Genomic DNA, 20,706 nt, shown 5'->3' with positions numbered 1-20,706 from the left:
TAACCGTGGATATTGCGGTTGTTGGTTGACGCTGTGTGAAGTGGATATAATTTAGACCTGAAAAGAATTACTTCTTCCGTTTTTAGTGGTGAGTGATGAAGATCACTTGCTGCGTGACAAGTTACGCTTGGCAGCCATAGCGCGTTGGACCCACGCCTTCCCATTTCGAACAGGACCGTGAAACGACGTAGCGCCGATGATAGTGAGCATTGCGCTTGTGAAAGTAGGACACTGCCGGGCACCCCACAGGAAGCCCCTGATCTGACGATCAGGGGCTTTTTACGTTTGGGGCCGGGAAATGCACATCGAAACCCGCCTACTCGAACAGGCTGGCGATGCCGTCGAGACGGCTGGCGTAGTAGGGGCATGGGTGGCCATGCCCGAGTAGAGTCATGAGTTTGCAGTTGTTGTGAAAGTCACAATCTGTCTTCTGTCGCTAAAGCAGACTACGTTTTAGCGCTACGTCTACATGTTACAATAATAAAATATTTTAATGCCAAGTTGCCATCATCATGAAATCTAGTATTGTTAATCGTACAAAAGAACTCCAACAATTACTGAATGACCGTATCCTGATTCTGGATGGCGGCATGGGCACTATGATCCAGCGCTACTCACTGGATGAGGCTGCCTACCGTGGCGAGCGCTTTGCCGACTGGGGGCAGGATCTCAAGGGTAATAATGACCTGTTGGCGTTGACTCAGCCTCAGATTATTGCAGCCATTCACCAGGCATATCTGGATGCTGGTGCGGATATTATTGAGACCAACTCCTTTAACGCTACCTCGATCGCGATGGCGGATTACGGGATGGAGTCTCTGGTGTGGGAGCTCAACTTTGCGGCTGCCAAGCTGGTCAAAGACTTATGCGTTGCTCAGACGCTGAAAACACCAACCAAGCCGCGCTATTGTGCCGGTGTTCTCGGGCCAACCAATCGAACCTGTTCGATCAGTCCGGATGTAAATGATCCGGGTTATCGCAATGTGACGTTTGATGAGCTGGTGACGGCCTATACTGAAGCAATTGATGGTCTGTTATCAGGTGGAGCCGACATTCTGTTGGTCGAGACCATTTTTGACACCTTGAATGCCAAAGCGGCTGTCTTTGCGATCAAACAGTATTTTGATACGCATGGGGTCGAAGTACCGGTCATGATCTCCGGTACCATTACCGATCAGTCTGGCCGTACACTGACCGGGCAAACTACCGAAGCATTTTACAACTCACTCAATCATGCCGATGCCCTGAGCTTTGGCCTGAATTGTGCCTTGGGGCCAGATCTGTTGCGTCCGTATGTCGAGGAAATGTCGCGGATTTCTGGTACCTATGTATCCGTACATGCCAATGCGGGACTCCCGAATGCATTTGGTGGCTACGACCTTGGCCCTGAAGAAATGGCACGCCAGGTGTCTGAGTGGGCGCGCAGTGGCTTGACCAATATTATCGGGGGCTGCTGTGGTACAACGCCAGATCATATTGCGGCGATCTATGCGGCTGTAAAAGATGTCGAGCCACGCAAGCTACCTGAGTTGGAGCGTAAATGCCGCTTGTCTGGTTTGGAACCGTTCAATATTGGGGATCATGATCTGTTTGTTAACGTGGGCGAACGGACCAACGTGACAGGCTCCAAAGCGTTTGCCAAACTGATCTTGAACGGAGATTACGCAACAGCGTTGGATGTGGCGCGCCAGCAGGTGGAGAATGGTGCCCAGATCATTGACATCAACATGGATGAGGGCATGCTCGATGCCCATAAGGCCATGGTGACCTTCCTGAATCTGATTGCCGCCGAGCCGGATATCAGCCGGGTACCAATCATGATCGACTCCTCCAAGTGGAGTGTGATCGAAGCGGGTCTGAAGTGCGTTCAGGGTAAATGCATTGTTAACTCAATCTCCATGAAAGAAGGCGAAGAGCAGTTCCGGCATCATGCCCGACTCTTGCGCCGCTATGGTGCAGCCGTCATCGTGATGGCTTTTGATGAGGCTGGGCAGGCGGATACTTATGCACGCAAGATAGAGATTTGCCAGCGTAGTTACGACATTCTGGTGAACGAGATTGGTTTCCCGGCCGAAGATATCATTTTTGATCCGAACATCTTTGCGGTAGCCACAGGGATTGAAGAGCATGCCCGCTATGGGCTGGATTTTATCGAGGCAACCGGCTGGATAAAGGCTCATTTGCCTCACGCCAAGATTTCTGGTGGCGTCTCGAACGTGTCTTTTAGCTTCCGTGGCAATAACAAGGTCCGGGAAGCGATTCATGCCGTCTTCCTTTACCATGCGATTTCGCGTGGCATGACCATGGGGATTGTCAATGCGGGGGCGCTGGAGGTTTATGAGGAAGTCGACCCGGTGTTGCGTGAGCGCATTGAAGACGTAGTGCTGATGCGTACCCCGGCTGGAGGTGGGGATGCAACCGAGTTGTTGATTGCGCTTGCCGAGACATTCCGTGGTGATGCGTCCCAAAAGTCGGTTGAAGATCTGACCTGGCGTAATGGTTCTTTGCAAGAGCGGATTACCCATGCCCTGGTCAAAGGGATTACGACCTATATCGTTGAAGATACGGAAGAAGCCCGCCTGAATAGCGAGCGCCCGATCCATGTGATTGAAGGCCCGCTAATGACCGGGATGAACGTGGTGGGGGATCTGTTTGGTGCCGGCAAGATGTTTTTGCCACAGGTGGTCAAGTCTGCACGGGTCATGAAGGCTGCGGTTGCGCATCTGGAGCCCTTTATCGAGGAAGAAAAAATCCGTATGGGCCTGGCGGATGCGCCGGCCAAAGGGAAGATCGTAATGGCGACCGTAAAGGGCGACGTTCACGATATTGGCAAGAATATCGTGGGTGTTGTTCTGCGGTGTAACAATTACCAGGTGACCGATCTGGGTGTGATGGTGCCGGCACAGAAAATTCTGGATACGGCACGGGAGATTGGCGCGGACATTATTGGCCTCTCCGGTTTGATTACGCCATCACTGGAAGAAATGGCGCATGTGGCGAAAGAAATGGAACGCCAGGGCTTTACGATCCCGTTGCTGATTGGTGGCGCGACGACCTCCAAAGTGCATACAGCCGTGAAGATAGAGCCGAATTATCCGAGTGGACATGTGGTGTACGTGCCTGATGCCAGCCGTGCAGTCGGGGTCTGTTCCAGCTTGTTGTCCGATGAGTTGAAGCCAGAATTTGTGAAAAAATTGCGTGCCGAGTACGATAATATTCGTACCATTCATGCCAATAAAGACAAAACACAGTTTTTACCAATTGAAGCAGCCAGAGCCAATGGGTTTGCTCCCGCGACGGGATTTGACTGGCTGGCCTACCAGCCACCGGTGCCTCGCCAGTTGGGTGTGTTCCGGTTTGAGAATGTTTCACTGGAAGAGATTGCCCCGTTTATTGACTGGAGCCCGTTCTTTAATGCCTGGGAACTGTTTGGCAAGTATCCGCGCATTCTGGATGATGAGGTTGTGGGCGAGTCAGCCCGGGCCTTGTTTGCCGATGCCCAAGTGATGTTAAAGCAGATGATGGCTGAGAAATGGGTGCAGGCAAACGGTGTGGTCGGGCTGTTTCCGGCAAACTCGGTGGCGGGTGAGGATATCGAGATTTATGACCCTCAGACTGGCGAGGTGCTCATGACCTGGCATAATTTGCGGCAACAGAACATCAAGGGGGCAGGCAAGCCGAACTGGTGCTTGGCTGACTTTATTGCCCCGAAAGAAACGGGCATCAAGGACTTTATCGGTGCATTTGCGGTGACCGGTGGCATCGGCATCGATCCGCACGTCAAGCACTTTGAAGAAGCCAACGATGATTACAGTGCCATTATGGTCAAAGCGTTGGCTGACCGTTTTGCCGAAGGCTTCGCGGAATACATGCATGCGAAAGTCCGGCGCGAGCTGTGGGGGTATGCCGCAGGCGAGCAATTAACGGTGGATGACCTCACCAATGAGAAGTATGTCGGGATTCGCCCTGCACCGGGTTATCCTGCTTGTCCGGACCATACGGCCAAGACGGGCTTGTTCAAGTTGCTGGATGCGCCTTCTATTGGCATGACGTTAACGGAAGGCTATGCCATGTTGCCGACCGCCGCGGTCTCTGGCTTCTATTTTAGTCATCCGAAGAGTCAGTATTTTGCTGTGGGTAAAATCAACAAGGATCAGGTAGAAGCGTATGCCGAACGCAGAGGCGTGCACTTGTCCGAGGCTGAGCGGGATCTGGCGCCGGTACTGGGCTACAACCCTTCCTGATGCCCGGATGCGACATGACTAAGTCAGTTGCCATCATTGGAGGAGGGCCCGCCGGGTTAATGGCGGCAGAAGTGCTGGCGCAAGCAGGTTGCCGGGTGACTGTCTTTGATGCAATGCCTTCCGTGGGGCGCAAGTTTCTGCTGGCCGGTGTGGGCGGCATGAATATTACGCACTCAGAAGCGTACGCACCGTTTGTGAGTCGTTATGCCGAGCAGCAAGACTGGGTTGCCGGCTGGCTGGCCGACTGGCAGGCAGATCATTTGCGTGAATGGATCCATGCATTGGGGATCGAAACCTTTATCGGGACATCGGGGCGGGTATTTCCCCGGGAAATGAAAGCTGCCCCGCTATTACGAGCCTGGCTACATCGCTTGCGTGAGCTGGGCGTCGTATTTCAGGTGCGTCATCGCTGGCAGGGCTGGACGGTATCCAACACCTTGCAATTCATGACACCAGCGGGTGAAGTCAGTTATCCGGCGGATGCGGTTGTTTTGGCATTGGGCGGAGCCAGCTGGCCCAAGTTAGGGTCGGATGGTGCCTGGGTTCCTCTGCTGGATGCTAGACAGATCGACATTTCTCCGCTCATGCCCAGTAACATGGGATTCGAGTGCGAATGGTCGGATTACTTTCGTACCCGTTTTGCCGGACATCCGCTTAAAAATGTCGCGGTGCATTATCAGGACTATCAGGGTCGGTCAGCTTATAAGCGAGGTGAGTGCCTGTTGACTGTTCAGGGGATTGAGGGCGGGCTGATTTACGCCGTCAGTGCGAGCCTGCGACGGCAGCTACTCAAGGATGGCAAGGCAATCCTGAACCTGGATTTATTGCCTGATCTCGCGGTCGAGAAAGTGCAAGCAGCAATCCAGTCGGGGCGAGGCGCCAAGTCTCTTTCTTCGCATTTATCCAGCAAGCTGGGTGTCACTGGGGTGAAGTTTGCCTTGTTGCGTGAAGTGCTTTCAATCGACGACATGCAGCAGCCTGAGCGACTGGCTCAGACGATCAAATCACTGCCTGTGACTTTGACGGGCATGCGTCCTCTGGAAGAAGCCATTAGCACTGCGGGCGGTATTCGCCGCCAGGCATGCACGGATACACTGATGCTACGTGCGCTACCGGGTGTATTCTGCGCTGGCGAGATGCTGGATTGGGAGGCACCTACAGGTGGCTATCTGCTGACAGCTTGCTTCGCTAGCGGGCGCCATGCAGCGAACGGCGTGATGCAGTGGTTGCGGCAGGCTGATCTCTAATAGTGAGGCGGTACTTCATCTGCCGCACTCAAGGGTCGTGCGTTTTCTAGCTGGCGAACTTGTTGCGCCAATTGAACCAGATGCAGTTGTAAGTGGTCTATTTGCTGTTGCTGCCTTGAAATGACCTGGTTCAGAGAGTCGAGCAGATCATCCTGCAGGGAAAACTTGATTTCCAGATTATCTACCCGGGCTTCAATATCGCTGTTCATTCGTGCGTTGCTCCAAAATTCGCTATGATGTGCGGCCATTAATGCATGGCTTGCCTGTTATTCCCCTCAATTGTACGTAGAAAGTGCCGTTTGATGTCGTTTAAGATTTATCACAATGCGCGTTGTTCCAAGTCGCGTGAGGTTTATGATTTGTTGCTGGCAACCGGAGAGGAAATAGTTGTCCAGCATTATCTGGAAACACCACCGACCCGCGCAGAACTTGAGCAATTGTTGATCATGCTGGGATTGACTGACCCTCGCGACATGATGCGCAAAAAAGAACCGGAATATATCGAATTGAATCTGGCCTCGCCAGCACTGGATCATGCCGCTTTGCTGGATGCCATGGTGCAGTATCCTCGCCTGATTGAACGTCCCATCGTGGTACACGGTAACGAAGCCAAAATTGGCCGCCCACCTGAGGTGATCGCGGACTGGCTGGGAATTACGCCTGCATGAAGCCAGTTGCATTAAGCCGCATACTACAGTCCCAAGGTTTTGGTAGCCGCAAGGACTGCGAGCGGCTCATCCGGTCTGGACGCGTGACAGCGAATGGCGAACCAGTACAACAGCCAGCGCGGGCGTATGACCCTGCCGGACTTGTTTTTACGGTGGATGATGCGCAACATGTTTATCACGAGTTTGTCTATGTGATGCTAAACAAACCCGCCGGTTATGAGTGCTCGCATGATCCACAGCATCATGCCAGTGTGTTTGGTTTGTTGCCTGCGCATTTGATTGCGCGTGGTATCCAGTGTGTCGGGCGACTGGATCAGGACACGACGGGGCTATTGCTGCTAACCGATGACGGTACGTTTAATCATGCCATGACCCATCCCCGCAAGCACGTGGCCAAAACTTATCTGGTCACGGTGAAGCACCCTTTCTCGGACGAGATGCGGGCACGGTTATTGGACGGTGTACTGCTGCATGGGGAGGATGCGATTGTGAAGGCATTGCGCGTTGAAAGGCTCGGCGATCTGCAACTGTTGCTGACCATTGCCGAGGGCAAATACCATCAAGTCAAGCGCATGCTGGCCGCAGTCGGGAACCGGGTGGAGGCTTTGCACCGAGAAGCATTTGGTGCCGTTAATCTGGGTGACTTGCCGGAAGGGCAATGGCAGTTGATGCCGGACTTGCCTGAACAGATGTAACCGGCTACCGTGCTGGCACAGCAGGTAGCCGGTTTGGTTTTTTAGAACTGATTACAGGAGCGTGCAGTAACGCTCGCAGGGGTAGATGGATAGCCAACACTTGCCGTTGTTTCAATACATGGTCCTGTCTGGCCTTCAAGACCTGTATCTGGCAGCCCCGTCAATGTTGATGGTGTTTTTAAAGGTCCGCTTGCAGTGGTGCCGCTCTTGATAATTTGCGCCGGTTTGTTTTTGGCCGGTACAAAAATCTGCGTTCCTGCAGGGACCAGCGTACTACCGGCATCATTGGTGACCAGTACCGCTCCTTTGTGTACCATCACTTTCAGACCATTGTTTTCTTCCGCCGTGTATTCGGTCCCACGAATCCCGATGGTGGCCGTCTGGGTGGTGACTTGATACGCTTCTTTCTTGCCTTTGCCGATCAGACCGGAAATCGTTCTGAAGCTGCCTTTAAGCAAACTGAAGAAACCGGTTTCTTCTCCGTCGTTGCTCCCGTTAAATTTGTAGCGGTCGATCCGGAATTTTGTATTGGGTGCCAGTGACAGATAGGCTCCGTCGGAAAAACGGATTTGTGCCCGGCCACTGGCTTGGGTATCGATCAGATCGCTGGCATTCACATCACTGCCTTTTTGCAGGGGGCGGGTGCCTGCATTGCTGATGGCAACGACACTGCCAGAGACAAACTCGACCTTGCCGGCAGCAGCCCATAGCTGCAGAGAGCACAAAAGTAATAACAGACCAGTCAGATTGGTTGCCCAGAAACGAAGTTGTCGCATTGTGTATCCTGTGTAGATCATGATTTTGCTTCCTGTTGCCGGCATGCCGGGCGATTACTGGAAATCATACTTTAACGTCAGATCAAACCTGGTGCGCTGGTATTGGCTGATATCCTGATTACTGCCATTGCGGGTCCAGCTGATTTGCGGGGTCAACGTGAAGCGTGGGTAAAAGCGGTAGTTCATGCCTAGCCGGATATCCCATTGATTGTCTTTTCGCCGAGCCAGATAGGCGGGTGTATCGGCCGAATAGATGCGTCTCTCATAAGCACCGGAGAGGTAAATGTCGGTTTGCTCGCTGGTATGCCAGATGCCACCCAGCATGAAACCGAAGAACCGGTTACCGACATAGTCAGGTGTTCCAGCATCTGTCAGGGTTTTGCCTGCATAGAAACCGCTTTGCAAGAGTGGTTTGTAAGGCAGATCCTCAAAGCTTTGCATGAAACGGCTGCCTAATGTCACACGATGAACATCACTCCCGGATGAGGTGTAGTCATACCGGTTGTAGTTGCCATACAAGGAGATTTCGCTTTGGCTATCCAGCAGGTGGGACCAGTCGATCCGTGCGCCATCCGTAGTGACGTAGTGTTGATGGTTCAGCCACTCTTTGCTGGTATTGACGCCAAGCCGTAGCCGGTTATCTCCCGTTTGCCAGGTCAGGCCACCACCGAGTCCGATGGTATGACTGTCCTGAGTGTCTAGCTGATCAAAGGATTTGCCTGCCGCATTCAGGCTGGCGTCCAGAACGAGGCCATTACTGATCACTGTCCGGTAAGAGAGCTGCGCTCCTGCAAAAGCGTAATTGTCGGACTTGGCCAATGCTGTTGACGGCATTGTGACTGGGAGAGCAGGTGCTGCGGGGAATGTATAGATGTCTTGGCTTAATCCGCCATTGGCATTGCTGTCATGCCCCGTCCCGATATAGATCATTGCCTTCAGTTCGCTGCTGGCAGGTGGTGTGAGTTGTCCTTGGTAGCTTTGCAGCAGCTTGCGTACCGCTTCTGGCGGATTATGGGAGGCTACCTCGTCAAAGGCCGTTTTGGCAGCGTCCAGATCACCCATGCCATAGTAGGCCCGGCCAAGATCCAGATAGGCGGCTGCATTGTCCGGTTCGTTTGCGACGACGCGTTCCAGCGCAAAGCTGGCCGCGGTGTAGTGGCCACTTTCTAGTGCCGCTACCCCAAGGGCATAGTCGAAGTCTGGTTCACCTGCAAATTGTGCTTCTTCCGCAGATAGCAATTGATAGGCTTCATCCGCCGGTTGCGTTTTAGCGGACTGCAGTAGTGTGGACATATCGCCTGCACAGGCGGATTGTCCAAGTAGCGCGATGGCGAGTGCCAATGCACTCATGACGTAGGGAACTTTCATTTTGTCAGCCTTGGAGATGGGTCTGCTTGATTTGCCAGTAATGATACGTAAATATCATGGGAAAGTCATGGGTACAGCCATGGTTTTCTGTGTTGAATCAAGCGGCAAGCGGACATGTTCACTGTATAATCGGCACTGTTCAAAACAGATTAGGCGATTGCAATGACTACCCCTCTCCAGAATGACCGTTTTCTTCGTGCTTTACTCCGCCAGCCCGTGGACAAGACACCTGTCTGGTTGATGCGGCAGGCCGGGCGTTACCTGCCGGAGTATTGCGCAACCCGGAAGCAAGCAGGCTCATTTCTGAATCTTTGTAAAAACCCGACGTTGGCAACTGAAGTCACGCTACAGCCGCTGGAGCGTTTTCCGCTGGATGCCGCCATTCTGTTTTCTGATATTTTAACCGTGCCGGATGCAATGGGACTGGGCTTGTACTTCTCGGAAGGGGAAGGGCCGAAGTTTGAGCGTCCGTTGCGTGAAGAGGCGGATATCATGAAACTAGCCGTACCTGACCCGGAAGGCGAGCTAAAGTACGTGATGGATGCCGTGCGGGAAATCCGCCGTGCACTGCAGGGCCGAGTGCCCTTAATCGGTTTTTCCGGTAGTCCCTTTACGTTGGCTTGCTATATGGTTGAGGGTGGTGGCAGCGACGGATTCCCGATTACCAAAACCATGCTATACAGCCGCCCGGAACTGTTGCACCACATTCTGTCTGTCAACGCCAAGGCGGTGACGGCGTATCTGAATGCGCAGATTGCTGCCGGTGCGCAAGCCGTGCAGCTGTTTGATACTTGGGGTGGCATGCTGAGCCACGCGGCGTATCAGGAGTTTTCACTGCGTTACCTGGCAGAAGTCGTCTCTGGTCTGACGCGTGAGGTAGATGGTCAGCGGATTCCTGTCATCGTGTTTACCAAAGGCGGCGGTCAGTGGCTGGAGGATATTGCGGCCATCGGCTGTGATGCGGTGGGACTGGACTGGACAACCGATATCGGATTGGCCCGCCAGCGCGTGGGTCAGCAAGTGGCGTTGCAAGGTAACTTTGATCCGACCGCGCTGTTTGCCAGTCCGGACGCCATCCGGAAAGAGGTAGGGCGTATTCTGGGCGCATTTGGTCATGGAAATGGGCATGTGTTCAATCTTGGACATGGTATTTCCCAGTTCACCAATCCGGAACATGTTGCCGTGCTGGTGGAAGCAGTACATTCATTGAGTCAAGATTTTCATCAGTAGCATGAAAAAAATCACAAAAATTTTCTGGAAAACACTTGCGTAAATTCCAGATTTGAAGTTTGTGAATGTACTTATGCACATTTTCATGCTGTCGTTACCATGGCTGCAGAAAATGTGCAACACCCTCGGTGTTTTAGATTTAAGTGTTTGATTTATATAAATATTTAATATTGATTAAAGTTTGTGCAATTTGTGAATTATCTAGGCGCAGACTGCATTCTTGCCCTGTTTGCATAAATTTTCCACAAAGTTATCCACAGAAGCTGTGGGTAAGGCTAAAAAGTGCTTGTCTGATTGGGGTTTAGCGGCAATCTTGAGAAAGTACTTTAACTGTGACAAGGGTAAGACGGCTTGATTGAACTTTTTTATGTCAATTAAATTCCAGATAGCACGGATTGTAATAGACGTACCTATCCCTAAAGCCTTCGACTATGTGATGGAAGAAGTCAAGCAGGCGGATATTGGCAAAAGGGTCATTGTGCCGTTCGGGCGTCATGAGCGGATGGGCGTGATTGTCGACTGCGCCAGCCAAAGTGATTATCCGCTTGCAAAACTAAAGCCTGTGCTACGTGTTCTGGACGAGGAACCGGTTTTTACGCCAGATACGCTGGCGTTGCTGAAATTTTGTAGCCAGTATTATCAATTCCCCCTCGGCGGGACGATTTTTACCGCTTTGCCGGCGCGACTCCGGCAATTGGCCCCATGGGCGGATGAGGCGCCTTATGCCTGGCAGCTCACGCCTTCAGGCAAAGATGCGCTAGGCGGACTATCTGGACGTGCAAAAGCCCAGATCGCATTGCGCGATGCCATGAGCGAACCTGTTACCCCGCAGATACTGAATGCCATTTCGCGTCAGGCTTCCTCGGTGATTAAAAAATGGGCAGAGGCAGGCTGGATTGAGTCGGTACCGATTACGAGAGTACCGTGCGATGCACAGATTGGCCCCAAGCCTTATCTCACGGAAGAGCAGGCCAGGATCGTTGAGGCGGTGGATTTGTCGGACCCGCAAGCGAGTGTGCTATTTGGCGTGACGGGGAGCGGCAAGACGGAGGTCTATCTGCGTCTGGTCGAGAAAGCCTTGGCGGCTGGCAAGCAGGTGCTGGTGCTGGTGCCGGAAATCAACCTGACGCCACAACTGTTATTGCGTTTCAAGGCTCGTTTTCCGCATGCCAGTCTAACGTCGCTGCACAGCGAGATCAGCGACGCCGAACGAGCCAGAGAGTGGATGGCCTGCCGGCGCGGGGAGCGCAGCATTGTGCTGGGGACCCGTTTGTCGGTGTTTGTGCCGCTGCCCGCGCTGGGCCTGATCCTCATTGATGAAGAGCATGACAATGCCTACAAGCAGCAGGACGGCTTGCGGTACTCCGCCAAACACGTCGCGCTGATGCGTGGCAAGCTGGTGGGGGCTCCGGTATTACTGGGGTCGGCCACGCCTTCACTCGAAAGCTGGTTCCAGACGCTGTCCGGCAAGTATCGGCTGCATACGTTGTCCCAACGGGCGGTCGCATCGGCTGTCATGCCGACCATTGCCCTGGTGGATACACGCCGCCGCTATACCGAGGACGGGCTTTCCAGCGAGTTGATCTCAGCCATTCAGGCCACGCTCGATCGTAAAGAGCAGAGTCTGCTGTTCATCAACCGACGCGGCTATGCGCCGGTGATTTTCTGTGATGCCTGCGGCTGGCAGGCAGGCTGTGATCGCTGCAGTGCCCGACTGGTGCTGCATCGGCAACAGAAACGCCTTGTGTGCCATCATTGTGGCTGGGGCCAGCCTGCGCCGCTCGCATGCCCCGACTGCGGCAATCAGGATATCAAACCTATCGGCGTGGGCACGCAGCGCCTTGAAGACTCTCTGGAAAAGTATTTCCCGACGGCCAGGATCTTGCGGATTGACCGCGATGCCATGCGCCACAAGGGGAGCTGGGCTGCGGCACAGGCCCGCATTGCGGCAGGTGAGGTGGATATTCTGGTAGGGACGCAGATGCTGGCAAAAGGGCATGACTTCCCAGACCTGACGCTGGTAGGCGTCGTGAATGCCGATGCCAGTCTGTATGCGGCTGATTTCCGCGCCTCTGAACGGCTGTTTGCCCAACTGATGCAGGTGTCTGGCCGGGCTGGACGTGCCGGCAAACCCGGGCAGGTACTGGTGCAAACGGCTTTTCCGGAACACCCGGTGTTTGATGCGCTGATCCGCCATGATTACGCAGGTTATGCAACATCGCTGCTGCAAGAACGGGCAGATTGCGCATTTCCGCCATACACGTTTCAGGCCCTGCTGCGGGCAGAAGCTCCACGGATAGAGATGGCCATGCAATGGCTGCACCAGGCAAGACAGACCGCGTTGTCGACCGTACCAGCCCATCTGGCCGAGGTGACTTGTTTTGATCCGGTTCCAGCCCTGATGGCGCGCATCGATGGCAAAGAGCGTGCCCAATTGCTTTTCCAGTCGGATTCCCGGGCGGCCTTGCAGCGATTCTTGTCCGGATGGAGCTACTTGCTGTATGAATTGCCGTCAAACGGCATTCATTGGTCATTAGAGGTTGACCCGATTGAAGTCTAGGCCCGACAATCAGGCTTTGCACAACGAGTGTCTGGCATGACGCCTGCCTATCTTCCCTTCATCAGACAGTTATTCGATCGCATGTATCGAAGCTGGCGGGTGATCGGTCGCGAATGGCTGATCGCTATGGGGCTGGTCACGGGTTTGTCTTTGTGGTTATTGCTTGGGCATACCGCGACCCAACGGCTGGATAACATCGTCTATGATGTCATGCTGCAGTCTTATGTGCGGCCAGCAAACCCGGATATCGTGCTGGTGACATTTGATGCGCAAAGCCAGGCAAAGCTTGGACCAACCGCCTTGAATGGCGAGTCAGTCGCCACAGTCGTTTCCCGGCTGGGACAAGCGCAGAACGTGTTGCTGAATATTGATCTGCCTGCGTCCGACCCCGGCATCCCCGTTCTTGCAGAAACGATGTCTCGCCAAGGCAATGTGCTATTGCCGTATCTGGCCCTCCCTTCTGGCAGCATGACACACAAATGGCTGCCGCAGCCTTCGCTCATGGCTGCGGCAGCCGGCCTCTGTAATCTCGATTTTGTCGTGTCATCTGATGCGATGGTCCGTAGCTTCTACTTGCAAGAGGGCAATGCGCTGCGCCGTAATCCGCATTGTGCCATCGCCATGTTACAGCCGGCAGCCGCATCGCGTCTTGACATGACCGACCGGGAGGTCGCAACGCATAACTATGATCTGCGCCATATTCCTTTCGCGGGTAAAAGCGGGCACTTTACAGAAGTGACGTTTAGCGATGTTTTGCAAGGCAAAGTCTCGGCGGCCATTTTTCAGCGCAAATATGTCTTGCTGGGGGCAACGGTGACAGGGCTGGGGGACGATTATGCTGTCCCGGTGAACGAGTCCTCGACACGTATGGCGGACATTGAGGTACTGGCCAACGCCATGGATGCCCTCAGGCAAAACATCACGATTCGGGACGCAAGCACTTTGCTCAAGCTGTCCATCAACCTGTTTCCTCTGCTGATACTGTATTTTTGCATTTTCTTTTTTTCCGCGAGACGCATCATTCTGCTTTTTGTCACCCTTGGGGCTGGCGTACTGGCCGCCAGTGCGGTGCTGATGCAGTTTGGCATCTGGGTGACGCCTGTGCCCTGTGTGATCTCGCTGGTACTGGCGTACCCATTATGGAGCTGGCGACGCCTGGAAGCCGCCCTCGCCTACATGCAGGAGACATTTGACAGAATCCGCCAGGAGCCTTTGCCAAGGGGGACACCGCAAACTACCTTGACCCTGCCCAAAGTGCTGGATGAACGGATTGCCCGCATCCGGGAAGTGGCAGATCAGATGTCGGACTGGCGTCAGTTCATGTTCGACGGCATCAATAGTGCGCCGGATGCCGCATTGATTGTCGATGCCTCGGGTCGGGTGGTGGTGGCGAATCAGGCTGCAGCAAGACGTTTCTCGGGTGGATTGGAAGATCCACTATATGGCCGCTTTCTCTCCCAGTTACTCTTGCCTTACGAGCCGCAGATTGCAGATCAGCTGGAATCCTGGATGGGGTTGCTGGATACGCATGCCATTGCAGCTGCGCCAGAGGGTATCGAGGTAGTCGGGTCGGATGGCAAGCGCCTGCTGGTCAAATGTGTCCCGTTCGTCAATGTGCATCGCAAATTGAGCGGATGGATCGTGTCCATTATCGATATCTCCTCCTTGCGCCAAGCCGAGCAGGGACGCGACGAAGCACTCCGGTTCCTGTCGCATGACATGCGTGCGCCGCAGGCCTCGATACTGGCGCTGATCGACATGCAACGCAGTAATAATGCCCTGCCGCCCGACGAGTTCCTGGCCAGGGTCGAACAATACGCGCGGCGTGCACTCGGTTTGGCGGATGACTTTGTGCAGTTGGCGCGCGCCGAAGCACAGCATTATCATTTCGAAGAAGAAAGCCTGCTGGAAATTGTCTGTGATGCCATGGACGAGATGTGGGCGCTGGCCAATAGCCGGCATATCAAGCTGGTGTATCCGGAGCTGCAAGATGAAGCGATGGTGCTGGCCGATCGTCGGATGCTAACCCGTGTCATGATTAACCTGATTTCCAATGCCATAAAATATAGCCCGATGCACACGGCGGTGCGTTGTCATCTTTATCGGGATGCGCAGCACTGGTGCTGTGAGGTCATTGATCAGGGATATGGGGTAACACCGGAACAGCAAGCAGCCATGTTTAACCGGTTTACCCGGTTCATGTCACCGGAGCACCCCGTGACGGAAGGGATCGGGCTCGGCTTGGCTTTTGTCAAAACCGTGCTGGACCGGCATGGCGCGAGCGTCACAGTAGAAAGTCAGCCGGGGAAAGGCACCATCATCAGGGTTGCGTTATTGATGACCTGACCTGTATTTGCGGTTCGTGTGACTATTTAAATGGCATTTCATCTGATCATTTTGTAGACTAGTAGCAGAAAGCTTAAAACCCAGGGAATTCCGATGCGAATTGCAGTACTTGATGACGATGTCAGCCTCAGTGAATTTGTCTGCCAGTCCTTGAATGAGGGTGGCCACAACGCATGCGGTTTTCAGGAAGGAAAGCGGCTCATTCAGGAGTTAAAGCGAGAAAGCTACGATTTACTGCTGCTGGACTGGGAAGTACCGGATCTCTCCGGATTTGAGGTGCTGAAATGGGTGCGTGCCAATATGGATACACCAGTGCCCATCATGTTCCTCACCTGTCGTCACGAAGAAACCGATGTTGTCTCCGGGCTTAACGAAGGCGCGGATGATTATATGGTCAAACCTGTACGCAAGGCAGAACTGCTTGCCCGGGTAGCCGCATTGTTAAGACGTGCCTACCCCAATCAGCGTGAGACAGAGAGCTTCGAAGTCGCGCCCTTCGAGTTTGATCTCATTGCTCGCCGCCTGACCCGGCAGGGCGATCCGATTGAGCTGACGCAAAAAGAATTTGATCTGGCCTTGATGCTGTTCCGTAATCTGGGTCGGTTATTATCTCGCAGCCACATCCAGGAGGTTATCTGGGGTCATGGGCAATACCTCAACTCCCGGTCCATGGATACCCATATCTCGCGGGTCCGGAGCAAACTGCAGTTAAGGCCTGAAAACGGCTTTCGCTTAACCCCTGTGTATAGTTTTGGCTACCGGTTAGAACAAGTTACCGCCAACGAATAATCCACCTTTGCCGCTGGCTCGCCTGTTGCTTGATGTTAAAATAGGCAGGATCAGCGATCTCTCGTAGATGCGTGGTCTGATCCTCGCATAGTGTTACATCATTCTTTGCAGACATGTGCCTGTGCAATGGTGCATCTGCGACTTTGCTATGGCAATAATGATGTTTCTTCCAAAAATGTCCGGTTGTCAGCGCTACCTGATTTTCCATACGTACCGGTTATCCCCAGCCTGGACGCTAAAGTGTTTGAAATGGAAGTGTATTGTGTTTAAAGCTGTTGCTTTTGTACTGGCCATATATGGCTCAACGGTTCTGGCTGCCCCCGCCAATCTGCCCGCCAGTGTCGCTGACGCGCTGAAAACGGCCAGATTACCGGATAGTGCCTTATCCCTGTTTGTGCAACCGGTGGATGAGAACAACCCATCATTAGCATTTCGAGCCGAGATGCCGGTCAATCCAGCCTCGACCATGAAGCTGTTAACCACCTATGCCGCCCTTGAAATTCTGGGGCCAGCCTATCAGTGGCAAACACAGGTGATTTCCGCGGGACACCTTGAGCAGGATGTCTGGCAAGGTGATATCTATATCAAGGCGCAAGGGGATCCCAAGTTTACTCAGGAGCAACTGTGGCTGTTACTGCGTCAGCTGCGTCAGCGGGGTATCCGTGAGATTAACGGCGAGTTAAAGCTGGACCGCAGTTATTTCCCGGTTGGAAATGAGGACGATGGCGTTTTCGATGGTAGTGCGGACCGTCCCTATAATGTGTCGCCAGACCCGTTGGTGATCAATTTCAAGACGTTGCGTGTCCAGCTCACACCCACAGAAGACCGCGTTACCTTACTGGCCGATCCGCAGTTGCCGGACGTGATGCTGGTAAACCAATTGAAGACAATGGAAAGTGGGTCGTGTGCTGACTGGAAATCACAAGTCAGTGTCTTGTTGCAGGACAAAGGCAAGCAAAAAACACTGACGTTTACTGGGAAGTTTCCCAAAGCATGTCCGTCGGCCAATTACTATGCTGCCATCGGTACACATCCCATGTTTGCAGCTGCCTCCATTCGCGATACCTGGCGCGAACTTGGGGGGCTCTGGCCCAAGCTGGATAATCAGTTAAAACAAGAAAACTGGCCCATCGCCATTTCTCCTGAAAATGGTAGTGTGCTGGCGTCCCAAAACTCGGCGGGTCTCTCCAATGTCATTCAGGATGTGAATAAGTACTCGAATAATCTGATGGCCAGAATGGTGTTTCTGGCACTGGGGCGTAAAGCCGGTTTCAATACCAACCCGCTGGCTGCCAGTATTGAAGCGATCCGTGTCTGGCTAAGCGGACAAAAATTGAGCTTCCCCGAGCTGGTGCTGGAAAATGGCGCAGGTCTTTCACGTGTGGAGCGGATCAGTACCGCCCATCTGGGGCAGCTGCTACTGCAGGCCTGGAGGTCACCCTACATGCCCGAGTTCATGGCCTCTCTGCCGATTGCCGGTGTCGATGGCACCGTCAAGAAGCGATTTGCGAACGACGAACTGGCCAGTTATGCCCACCTGAAAACCGGGACGCTGAATGATGTCCGGGCATTAGCGGGATATGTGCGTACCCGATCCGGTCATTGGGTGGTGATTGCCGCCATCATTAACCATAAAGCGGCAGAGCGGGGGGGCTTGGTACTGGATGAAGTCGTCAAATCCGTGTACGACACCATGTAGTAGTGTATGCAAGTACCGTCAGGAAGATGCCATTTTGGTTAGGTACTCTTCCAGTTGCTTGATTGTCATGCTCAGGACTTGATCTCTAGTCGGAATTTCTTGCCGCAATTGCCGCATGGCCGGGCTGGACTGCAGGTGGATCAGGTATTCTTCCTGCCCCGTCTCTACAGCCATGATGATTCGCTTGCCCGGCAGATAGCGATAAGGCAGATCACGGTTGGTAAAGTGAAACACCAGCTGTTTTTCAAACTCCATATCAACGGCAATGTCGATGGCAGAATGTTCGCTGGCCTGTCCGTTCAAGATGTCGCCAATCACGACAGGATCAACATCGGCGATGGTCATCATGAAAGCCTGCGCATTTTGTAGCCGCTGCAGCTGCGTCTGGCTGTGTTCCGGTGCAAATACAGCGCGGTATTCATGAAGGCTTGCTGCTAGCATTTCCTTGTCAGGCCATAGACGGCTGTCGGTGATGCCCAGTTGCTTTGCGGCCTTGCGACACGCCGTATTCAAATCATTCTCGTAACCATCAACCATCAAACGCGCGCTCAGATTGGCAATTTGCTGACGGATTTGCAGCCCGTTTGGGTGGTTTGACACGTTTTTTCTGGTCATGATGTACCGGCAGGCGTTCGAATGTATGGAAGGCAGATTAACGCCCGGAGAATATGACCGCTCATCCGCAAATGCTGTCGGTAAGACATGCGGATGAACGGCATACTATTTCAGTAAAACATTAAAACAGCATTTCCTTGATGGAGTCTACGCTGGTGGCGGAGCTGGCCGGTGCCTCATCTGGTGAACTGTTATCCAGTCCCAGATCTGGGGCCACATTGGTGTGTTCGCCATAGAAATACTCGCCACCGTTATTTACTACACCTTGAGGGGTATCCAGCGGACGCTCCGGCACGCCTTTCAGCACATGTCCCATATAAGTCATCCAGATCGGCAACGCTGCGTGGCCGCCCGTTTCCTGACCTCCCAGTGGTTTGGGCTGGTCATACCCGACCCAGACAACCCCTACCAGGTTACGCTGCGAGTAGCCGGCAAACCAGGCATCCATCACATCATTGGTTGTCCCTGTTTTTCCTGCCAGGTCGCGCCGGCCTAATGACATTGCACGAGCCGCGGTACCGTACCTCACCACGTCACCCATCATGCTGTTCATGATGAACGCATTACGCGGGTCAATCGCCAGCGGTGCATTCACGCCTGCTTTGTACGGCTTGCTCTGGAAGATGACTTTCCCTTTGCCATCTTCAATCCGGTCAATAAAGTAGGTTTGCACCTTATAGCCGCCATTGGCAAATATGCTGTACGCCCCCGCCATCTGATAAGGGGTAACCGTACCTGCACCCAGTGCCATGGTCAGGAAAGCCGGGTGATGGTCAGCGGCAAAGCCAAATTTCTGGATGTAACTTTGTGCATACTGAGGCGTAATCGCCTGCAGCAAACGAATGGAAACCAGGTTTTTGGATTTGGCCAAGGCTCTACGGATGGTCATGGGGCCTTCAAATTTGCCATCCGAGTTTTTCGGTTCCCAGTGTTGCCCGCCCTGGTCGATCACCAAAGGTGCATCATTGACCACGGTTGCCGCGGTAAAGCCTTTTTCAATGGCGGCCGAATAAATAAACGGTTTGAAACTGGAACCGGGTTGACGCCATGCCTGGGTGCTGTGGTTGAAATTATTGCGGTTAAAGTCAAAACCACCAATCAAGGCCTTGATGGCGCCGGTATTCGGGTCTGCCGAGACAAAAGCCGATTCGATTTGCGGCAACTGTACGATTTCCCAGTTATCAGCACTGGTGCGAGAAACACGAATCACAGCACCTGGCCGGATTCTTACCGCTTCGTTGGCCTTGCTACTGAGCATTTGCTTGGCAAACCTCAGTCCGTTCCCGGTAATCTCAAGCGTTTCTCCGCCCTTGCGATACGCGACAACCTTGTTTGTGCTTGCTTCAAGCACAACGGCCGGATAAATGTCCCCGCTGTCTTTTACATCCATCAAAGCGCTATCCAGAAACTCTTCCGAGCTGTCAGAGGAGATATCGATGTACGACTCTGCCCCGCGGTAACCATGACGCTTGTCAAAATCCAGCAGTCCATGTCTCACCGCCAGATACGCTGCTTCCAGGTGGTCACTCTCAACCGTGGTATACACTTTAAAGCCTTGTGTGTAGGCCGAGTCCTTGAACTGGTCAAACATGAACTGACGCGCCATTTCGGCTACATACTCTCCATGGGCAGGGAAATCTGCAACAGACTTTTGCACATGTAGTGGTTCTATTTTTGCTGCTTGTAATTCATCATCCGTGATGTAATTCAATTCCCGCATTCTGCGTAATACATATTGCTGGCGCAGTTTGGCGCGTTCAGGATTGACGACTGGATTGAATTTGCTAGGGGCCTTCGGCAAGCCGGCCAAAATGGCCATTTCGGCTATACTGAGATTCTGTAGCGGTTTACCAAAGTAGGTTTTTGCCGCTGCCCCAAACCCGTAAGCACGCTGTCCCAGATTGATCTGGTTCATATACAACTCAAGAATTTGGTCTTTGCTGAGATTTTGTTCTATCTTGAAAGCAAGGAGCGCTTCCTTGAATTTGCGCTCAAATGTTCTTTCCGGAGAAAGGAAAAAATTTTTGGCGACCTGCTGGGTGATGGTACTGGCACCGGATACGGTATGCCCTTGCATGACGTTGGCGAGCAATGCGCGTAGAACGCCTTGATAATCTACGCCACTATGTTCATAAAAACGCTCGTCTTCCGCAGACAAGATGGCTTGTTTCATTTTGAGCGGCACGTCCTGGATCTTGATGAAATCCCGGCGCTCTTGGCCAAATTCACCAATCTGGACGCCATCAGCGGTATAAATCTTTAACGGAATGACTGGCCGATAGTCTTGTAAACCTTGTACACTTGGCAAGCGAGGGTAGGTAAGCATAATGGCAATTGCCAATACAGCCACACCGATCAGGAATAACGTAAATAAACCTAGAATCGGGTAAAAAATCCATTTTCGAGACATATCGGTATCTTAATCCTGCTGGAATGAGTGCTTATTTTAAAACGAATTTGTAATTTATG

Annotated in this window: 14 protein-coding genes and 1 rRNA gene; 10 read left to right on the top strand and 5 right to left on the bottom strand. The window is 53.1% G+C overall.

The window, feature by feature from the left end; all coding sequences use genetic code 11:
* The first annotated feature begins 126 nt into the window (after positions 1-126).
* The 3 genes from rrf to F552_RS0101180 all read left to right on the top strand — a co-directional run bounded on the left by rrf (position 127) and on the right by F552_RS0101180 (position 5,491).
* Positions 127-240, top strand: a 5S ribosomal RNA gene (rrf, locus tag F552_RS0101190).
* 272 nt (positions 241-512) lie between these two features.
* Complete coding sequence (metH, locus tag F552_RS0101185; protein WP_018149884.1) at positions 513-4,244, top strand: methionine synthase; 3,732 nt, start codon at positions 513-515, stop codon at positions 4,242-4,244.
* A 14-nt stretch (positions 4,245-4,258) separates the two neighbouring features.
* Complete coding sequence (locus F552_RS0101180; RefSeq protein ID WP_245546636.1) at positions 4,259-5,491, top strand: TIGR03862 family flavoprotein; 1,233 nt, start codon at positions 4,259-4,261, stop codon at positions 5,489-5,491.
* Here the strand turns inward: F552_RS0101180 and F552_RS0101175 are convergent.
* Positions 5,488-5,700 (bottom strand): SlyX family protein, encoded by a 213-nt coding sequence (locus tag F552_RS0101175; protein WP_051078236.1) that lies wholly within the window; start codon positions 5,698-5,700, stop codon positions 5,488-5,490. The genes F552_RS0101180 and F552_RS0101175 overlap by 4 nt on opposite strands.
* A 93-nt stretch (positions 5,701-5,793) precedes the next feature.
* Between F552_RS0101175 and arsC the strand changes: the two genes are divergently transcribed.
* Complete coding sequence (gene arsC, locus F552_RS0101170) at positions 5,794-6,159, top strand: arsenate reductase (glutaredoxin) (RefSeq protein ID WP_018149881.1); 366 nt, start codon at positions 5,794-5,796, stop codon at positions 6,157-6,159.
* Complete coding sequence (locus F552_RS0101165; RefSeq protein ID WP_018149880.1) at positions 6,156-6,854, top strand: pseudouridine synthase; 699 nt, start codon at positions 6,156-6,158, stop codon at positions 6,852-6,854. The genes arsC and F552_RS0101165 overlap by 4 nt, the downstream gene beginning before the upstream one ends.
* A gap of 41 nt (positions 6,855-6,895) precedes the next feature.
* Here the strand turns inward: F552_RS0101165 and F552_RS18165 are convergent, their stop codons facing one another.
* Positions 6,896-7,630: a FecR family protein gene (locus F552_RS18165; RefSeq protein ID WP_018149879.1), complete on the bottom strand. Its 735-nt coding sequence runs from the start codon at positions 7,628-7,630 to the stop codon at positions 6,896-6,898.
* 54 nt (positions 7,631-7,684) lie between these two features.
* Positions 7,685-8,998, bottom strand: coding sequence for a porin family protein (locus F552_RS0101155; RefSeq protein ID WP_083917391.1), 1,314 nt, complete (start codon positions 8,996-8,998; stop codon positions 7,685-7,687).
* A 162-nt stretch (positions 8,999-9,160) separates the two neighbouring features.
* On the opposite strand from F552_RS0101155, the gene hemE reads away from it, so the two are divergent.
* From hemE to dacB, 5 genes are all read left to right on the top strand, one after another.
* Complete coding sequence (gene hemE / locus F552_RS0101150; protein WP_026182271.1) at positions 9,161-10,228, top strand: uroporphyrinogen decarboxylase; 1,068 nt, start codon at positions 9,161-9,163, stop codon at positions 10,226-10,228.
* 367 nt (positions 10,229-10,595) lie between these two features.
* On the top strand, positions 10,596-12,788 hold the full coding sequence (locus F552_RS0101145) for a primosomal protein N' (protein ID WP_026182270.1): 2,193 nt from the start codon (positions 10,596-10,598) through the stop codon (positions 12,786-12,788).
* A 36-nt stretch (positions 12,789-12,824) separates the two neighbouring features.
* Complete coding sequence (locus F552_RS0101140) at positions 12,825-15,134, top strand: CHASE2 domain-containing protein (RefSeq protein ID WP_018149875.1); 2,310 nt, start codon at positions 12,825-12,827, stop codon at positions 15,132-15,134.
* Between the two features lie 93 nt (positions 15,135-15,227).
* Positions 15,228-15,923, top strand: coding sequence for a response regulator transcription factor (locus F552_RS0101135; RefSeq protein WP_018149874.1), 696 nt, complete (start codon positions 15,228-15,230; stop codon positions 15,921-15,923).
* A 262-nt stretch (positions 15,924-16,185) separates the two neighbouring features.
* Entirely contained in the window at positions 16,186-17,622 is a 1,437-nt protein-coding gene (dacB, locus tag F552_RS0101130) for a D-alanyl-D-alanine carboxypeptidase/D-alanyl-D-alanine endopeptidase (protein WP_018149873.1), read from the top strand.
* A gap of 18 nt (positions 17,623-17,640) precedes the next feature.
* Here the strand turns inward: dacB and F552_RS0101125 are convergent, their stop codons facing one another.
* Together F552_RS0101125 and F552_RS0101120 are read right to left on the bottom strand one after the other, a co-directional pair.
* The gene (locus F552_RS0101125; RefSeq protein WP_156802187.1) at positions 17,641-18,222 is read right to left on the bottom strand and encodes a hypothetical protein; all 582 of its coding nucleotides are present in this window, start codon (positions 18,220-18,222) and stop codon (positions 17,641-17,643) included.
* 136 nt (positions 18,223-18,358) lie between these two features.
* A complete protein-coding gene (locus F552_RS0101120; RefSeq protein ID WP_018149871.1) occupies positions 18,359-20,647 on the bottom strand; it encodes a penicillin-binding protein 1A in 2,289 nt (762 codons plus the stop codon).
* Between the last annotated feature and the right edge of the window lie 59 nt (positions 20,648-20,706).

It is taken from the genome of Leeia oryzae DSM 17879 (assembly GCF_000376945.1).
Taxonomy (GTDB): Bacteria; Pseudomonadota; Gammaproteobacteria; order Burkholderiales; family Leeiaceae; genus Leeia; species Leeia oryzae.
The sequence above is the reverse complement of the archived record's forward strand: the minus strand, read 5'-3'. Positions and strand labels throughout refer to the sequence as shown.

What these genes read in the sequence shown, in the direction of transcription:
- F552_RS0101140 (WP_018149875.1), top strand. Translation starts at nt 12,825, where the DNA reads ATGACGCCTGCCTATCTTCCCTTCATCAGACAGTTATTCGATCGCATG.
- F552_RS0101120 (WP_018149871.1), bottom strand. Translation starts at nt 20,647, where the DNA reads ATGTCTCGAAAATGGATTTTTTACCCGATTCTAGGTTTATTTACGTTA.
- F552_RS0101165 (WP_018149880.1), top strand. Translation starts at nt 6,156, where the DNA reads ATGAAGCCAGTTGCATTAAGCCGCATACTACAGTCCCAAGGTTTTGGT.
- F552_RS0101145 (WP_026182270.1), top strand. Translation starts at nt 10,596, where the DNA reads ATGTCAATTAAATTCCAGATAGCACGGATTGTAATAGACGTACCTATC.
- F552_RS0101155 (WP_083917391.1), bottom strand. Translation starts at nt 8,998, where the DNA reads ATGAAAGTTCCCTACGTCATGAGTGCATTGGCACTCGCCATCGCGCTA.
- F552_RS0101175 (WP_051078236.1), bottom strand. Translation starts at nt 5,700, where the DNA reads ATGAACAGCGATATTGAAGCCCGGGTAGATAATCTGGAAATCAAGTTT.
- hemE (WP_026182271.1), top strand. Translation starts at nt 9,161, where the DNA reads ATGACTACCCCTCTCCAGAATGACCGTTTTCTTCGTGCTTTACTCCGC.
- F552_RS0101135 (WP_018149874.1), top strand. Translation starts at nt 15,228, where the DNA reads ATGCGAATTGCAGTACTTGATGACGATGTCAGCCTCAGTGAATTTGTC.
- arsC (WP_018149881.1), top strand. Translation starts at nt 5,794, where the DNA reads ATGTCGTTTAAGATTTATCACAATGCGCGTTGTTCCAAGTCGCGTGAG.
- F552_RS18165 (WP_018149879.1), bottom strand. Translation starts at nt 7,630, where the DNA reads ATGCGACAACTTCGTTTCTGGGCAACCAATCTGACTGGTCTGTTATTA.
- metH (WP_018149884.1), top strand. Translation starts at nt 513, where the DNA reads ATGAAATCTAGTATTGTTAATCGTACAAAAGAACTCCAACAATTACTG.
- F552_RS0101180 (WP_245546636.1), top strand. Translation starts at nt 4,259, where the DNA reads ATGACTAAGTCAGTTGCCATCATTGGAGGAGGGCCCGCCGGGTTAATG.